4 protein-coding genes are annotated in these 4,096 nt (G+C 61.7%); all 4 read right to left on the bottom strand.

What is annotated here, in order from left to right; translation table 11 throughout:
• On the bottom strand, positions 1–732 hold a 732-nt coding region (locus tag ACXJ7R_RS26470; protein WP_457154405.1), incomplete at its 3' end, for an ATP-binding cassette domain-containing protein.
• A complete protein-coding gene (locus ACXJ7R_RS26465) occupies positions 729–1,874 on the bottom strand; it encodes an ABC transporter permease (protein WP_457154404.1) in 1,146 nt (381 codons plus the stop codon). The genes ACXJ7R_RS26470 and ACXJ7R_RS26465, both read right to left, overlap by 4 nt.
• Positions 1,874–2,971 carry a microcin C ABC transporter permease YejB gene (locus ACXJ7R_RS26460; protein WP_095082500.1) on the bottom strand — a complete coding sequence of 366 codons (1,098 nt, stop codon included), beginning with the start codon at positions 2,969–2,971 and terminating at the stop codon, positions 1,874–1,876. Before ACXJ7R_RS26460 ends, ACXJ7R_RS26465 begins: the two co-directional genes overlap by 1 nt.
• Positions 2,972–3,001: 30 nt before the next feature.
• The coding region (locus ACXJ7R_RS26455; protein ID WP_457154403.1) for an ABC transporter substrate-binding protein at positions 3,002–4,096 on the bottom strand (1,095 nt) is incomplete at its 5' end.

Raw genomic sequence — 4,096 nt, 5'->3', positions numbered from 1 at the left:
GTCCTTGGTCGGGCCGGTCTCGACGATCTTGCCCTTGGTCATGACGCAGACCCGGTCGGCAATCTTGCGCACGATGCCGAGGTCATGGGTGATAAACAGCATCGACATGCCTTTGCGGCTTTTCAGCCCGGCCAGCAGCTCGAGGATCTGCGCCTGCACGGTGACGTCGAGTGCCGTCGTCGGCTCGTCGGCGATCAGCAGTTCCGGTTCGTTGGCCAGCGCCATGGCGATCATCACGCGCTGACGCTGGCCGCCGGACAGCTGGTGCGGATAGGCATCGAGGCGCTTTTGCGGATCGCGGATGCCGACCTCGTTGAGCAGGGCCAGCGTGCGGGCCTTGGCCGGGCGGTCGGCCATGCCCTGATGCAGTTTCAGGATTTCGACGATCTGCTGCTCGATCGTGTGCAGCGGATTGAGTGAGGTCATCGGCTCCTGGAAGATCATGGTGATCTTGTTGCCGCGCACCTGCCGCAACTGCTTCTCGCTCATGGCAAGCAGGTCGGCGCCCTGGAACAGGATCTTTCCCGAGGGATGGCTGGCGCTGGGATAGGGCAACAGCTTCAGCACCGACAGCGCCGACACCGATTTGCCGGAGCCGGATTCGCCGACCAGCGCCACCGTCTCGCCCTTGGCGATGTCGAACGAGATATGGTCGACGGCCAGCGACTGCTGTCCGCCTTGGGCAAAGGCGACGCTGAGGTCCTGTACGCTGAGCAGGGGTGCTTCGCTCATTTGAACGTCTTGCGTGGATCGAAGGCGTCGCGCGTCGCCTCGCCGACAAAGACCAGCAGCGACAGCATCAGCGAGATGACGACGAAGCCGGAAATGCCTAGCCACGGCGCATTGAGGTTGCGCTGCGCCTGCTTCAGCAACTCACCGAGCGAGGCGGATCCTGGCGGCAGGCCGAAGCCGAGGTAGTCGAGCGAGGTCAGCGTCGAGATCGAGCCCGAGAGCAGGAAGGGCATGAAGGTCAATGTCGCCACCATGGCGTTGGGCAGCAAATGCCGGAACATGATGGTGCGGTTGGGTACGCCGAGCGCGCGCGCCGCGTTGACATATTCGAAATTGCGGGCGCGCAGGAACTCGGCCCGCACCACGCCGACCAGCGCCACCCAGGAGAACAATAGCATCAGGCCGAGCAGGATGAAGAAGCCCGGCGGCAGGATGGCGGCGACGATGAGCAGGAGATAGAGCACCGGGATCGCCGACCAGATTTCGATGAAACGCTGGAACAGGAGATCGGTCCAGCCGCCGAAATAACCTTGCACGGCGCCGGCCGCGACGCCGATCAGGGCCGAGCCGGCGGTCAGGATCAGGCCGAACAGCACCGAAATGCGGAAGCCGTAGATGACGCGCGCCAGCACGTCGCGCGCCTGGTCGTCGGTGCCGAGCCAGTTCCAGTTGCCGACGATGCAGGCCGGATCGGCCGCCCCTTGCGGATACTGGCTGCAGCGCGCCTTGGCGTCATATCGCCAGGACGGCTTGGCCGGTGCCGCTTCCGGAATGGCGTTGTTGACGGTCTGGTAGGAGTAGCGGACCGGCGGCCAGATCATCCAGCCATGGGCGTTGATCTCGTCCTGGATGACCGGGTCGCGATAGTCGGTGACCGCGTAGAAGCCGCCGAACTTTTCCTCGGGGTAGGCGACCAGCACCGGAAACAGGATTTCGCCCTTGTAGGAGGCGATGATCGGCTTGTCGTTGGCGATGAATTCGGCAAACAGCGACAGCACGAAGAGGACGAGGAATATCCACAGCGACCAGTAGCCGCGCCGGTTTGCTCTGAAGTTCTGCAGGCGGCGCTTGTTGAGCGGCGACAGCCACGGCCGCACGATCCGCTCCGGTGCGGCCTCCGTGGTTGCGGTGGTGTCCGACATCAGACGTCTCTCCGCTCGAAATCGATGCGCGGATCGACCCAGGTGTAGAGCAGGTCGGACAGCAATCCGACGAACAGCCCGAGCAGCGAGAAGATGTAGAGATTGGCGAACACCACCGGATAGTCGCGCTCGACCACCGACCGGAAGCCGAGCAGGCCGAGGCCATCGAGGGAAAAGATGTTCTCGATCAGCAGCGAGCCGGTGAAGAAGGCCGAGATAAAGGCGCCCGGAAAACCGGCGATCACGATCAGCATGGCGTTGCGGAAGACGTGGCCGTAGAGCACCTGCCGCTCCGACAGGCCCTTGGCGCGCGCCGTCACCACATACTGCTTGCGGATCTCTTCCAGGAAGGAATTCTTGGTCAACAGCGTCGTGGTGGCGAAGGCCGACAGCACCAGCGCCGTCAGCGGCAAGGTCATGTGCCAGAAATAGTCGATGATCTTGCCGGACCAGGATAGCTGGTCCCAATTGTCGGAGGTGAGGCCGCGCAGCGGAAACCAGTCCCAGAACGACCCGCCGGCAAACAGCACCATCAGCATGATGCCGAACAGGAAGCCCGGAATGGCATAGCCGACAATGACGACGCCGCTGGTCCAGACGTCGAAGGGCGTGCCGTCCTTGACCGCCTTGCGGATGCCGAGCGGGATCGAAATTAGGTAGGACAGAAGCGTGATCCACAGCCCGATCGAGATCGACACCGGCATTTTTTCCAGGATCAGGTTGAGCACCGAAATATCGCGGAAATAGCTGTCGCCGAAATCGAAGCGCGCATAATTCCACAACATCATGCCGAAGCGCTCGAGCGGCGGCTTGTCGAAGCCGAACTGCTTCTCCAGCTTCTTGATGAATTCCGGATCGAGGCCTTGGGCGCCGCGATATTTTGAGCTGACATCACCGGCGACATCGACATTGGCGCCACCGACCGCGTCGCCACCGCCGCCGCCGAGGCGATCGCTGCCGCCCTGGTTGGTCAGCCGGGCGATGACCTGCTCGACCGGGCCGCCCGGCGCGAACTGGATGACGGCGAAGGATATCGCCATGATGCCGAACAGGGTCGGGATCATCAACAGGATGCGGCGCAGGATATAAGCGCCCATCAGGTCTTTTGCCCTGCTTGAGCGAACATCTCAGCCTTTGCCAATTTTTGCCGCCTTGCCCTTATCGAACCACCACAGCGTCTCGACCGGAAAGCCGAAATCGGGCTTTTGCTCGACGAAGTCGAACATGTCCCAATAGGCGACGCGGTGATTCGCCAGATAGTATGTTGGAATCCAGTCTAGCCGTGCGCGCAAGACCCGGTCGAGCGCCCTGAGCGCGGTGACGAGTTCGTTTCGGCTTTGCGCCTTGCCGGCTGCCACGATCAGCGCGTCGATGACCTTGCTTTCCGTGCCCGGATAGTTGCGTTGCCCCGGCGTTTTCGCCATTCGGGAATCATAGAGCATCTCCAGGCCGTCTTCAGTCGGCGTCGCTCCGATCGACCAATGCAGCACGGTAAGATCGAAGTCGAAATCACTGTGCCGCTGTTCATATTGTGCTGAATCGATTTGCCGGATCGAGGCGTCGATCCCGATCGCCTTCATATTCTCGGACCATGGGGTGAAGATGYGAACGATGCCGTCATCCTCTGCCAGCATTTCAACCTGCAGACGCTCACCCTTGTCGTTGACGACGAAACTGCCCGCACGTTTCCAGCCGGCTTGCGCAAGCAATCTCGAAGCCTCGCCCAGCAGCTTGCGGTCATGGCCCGAGCCGTCGGACAGAGGCTGCGTCACGGCTTCGCCAAAGACCTCTGGTGGCAACTCGGCTCGGAACGGTTCCAGCAGGGCCAATTCGCCAGGCGAGGGCAGACCTTCGGCCTTATAATCCGACCGTTCGAAGTTCGATTGAGAGCGCTCGTAGGAACCGTAAAACAGGGCCCGCTTCATCCATTCGAAATCGAAGCATCTGGCGATCGCCCGCCGTACCCGCTCGTCGCGAAATTGCGTACGACGTTGATTCAACGCCACGCCCTGCATGTCTGGCGTCTTCTCACCGGGAAATTCCCGTTTGACGATCTTGCCATCCTGCAGCGCCGGAAAGTCGTATCCGGTCGCCCATACCCGCGCGGTGAATTCCTCGCGAAAATGCGTGTCGCCTTTCTTGAAGGCTTCAAAAGCCGCCTGCCGATCAAGATAGAAGTCGATGCGGATGCGGTCGAAATTGTAGAGGCCACGGTTCACGGG

The organism is Mesorhizobium sp. P5_C1, from assembly GCF_054049815.1.
The sequence above is the reverse complement of the archived record's forward strand: the minus strand, read 5'-3'. Positions and strand labels throughout refer to the sequence as shown.

Bases quoted from the DNA above. Each gene is read 5' to 3' on its own strand.
- ACXJ7R_RS26465 (WP_457154404.1), bottom strand. From the start codon at position 1,874: ATGTCGGACACCACCGCAACCACGGAGGCCGCACCGGAGCGGATCGTG.
- ACXJ7R_RS26460 (WP_095082500.1), bottom strand. From the start codon at position 2,971: ATGGGCGCTTATATCCTGCGCCGCATCCTGTTGATGATCCCGACCCTG.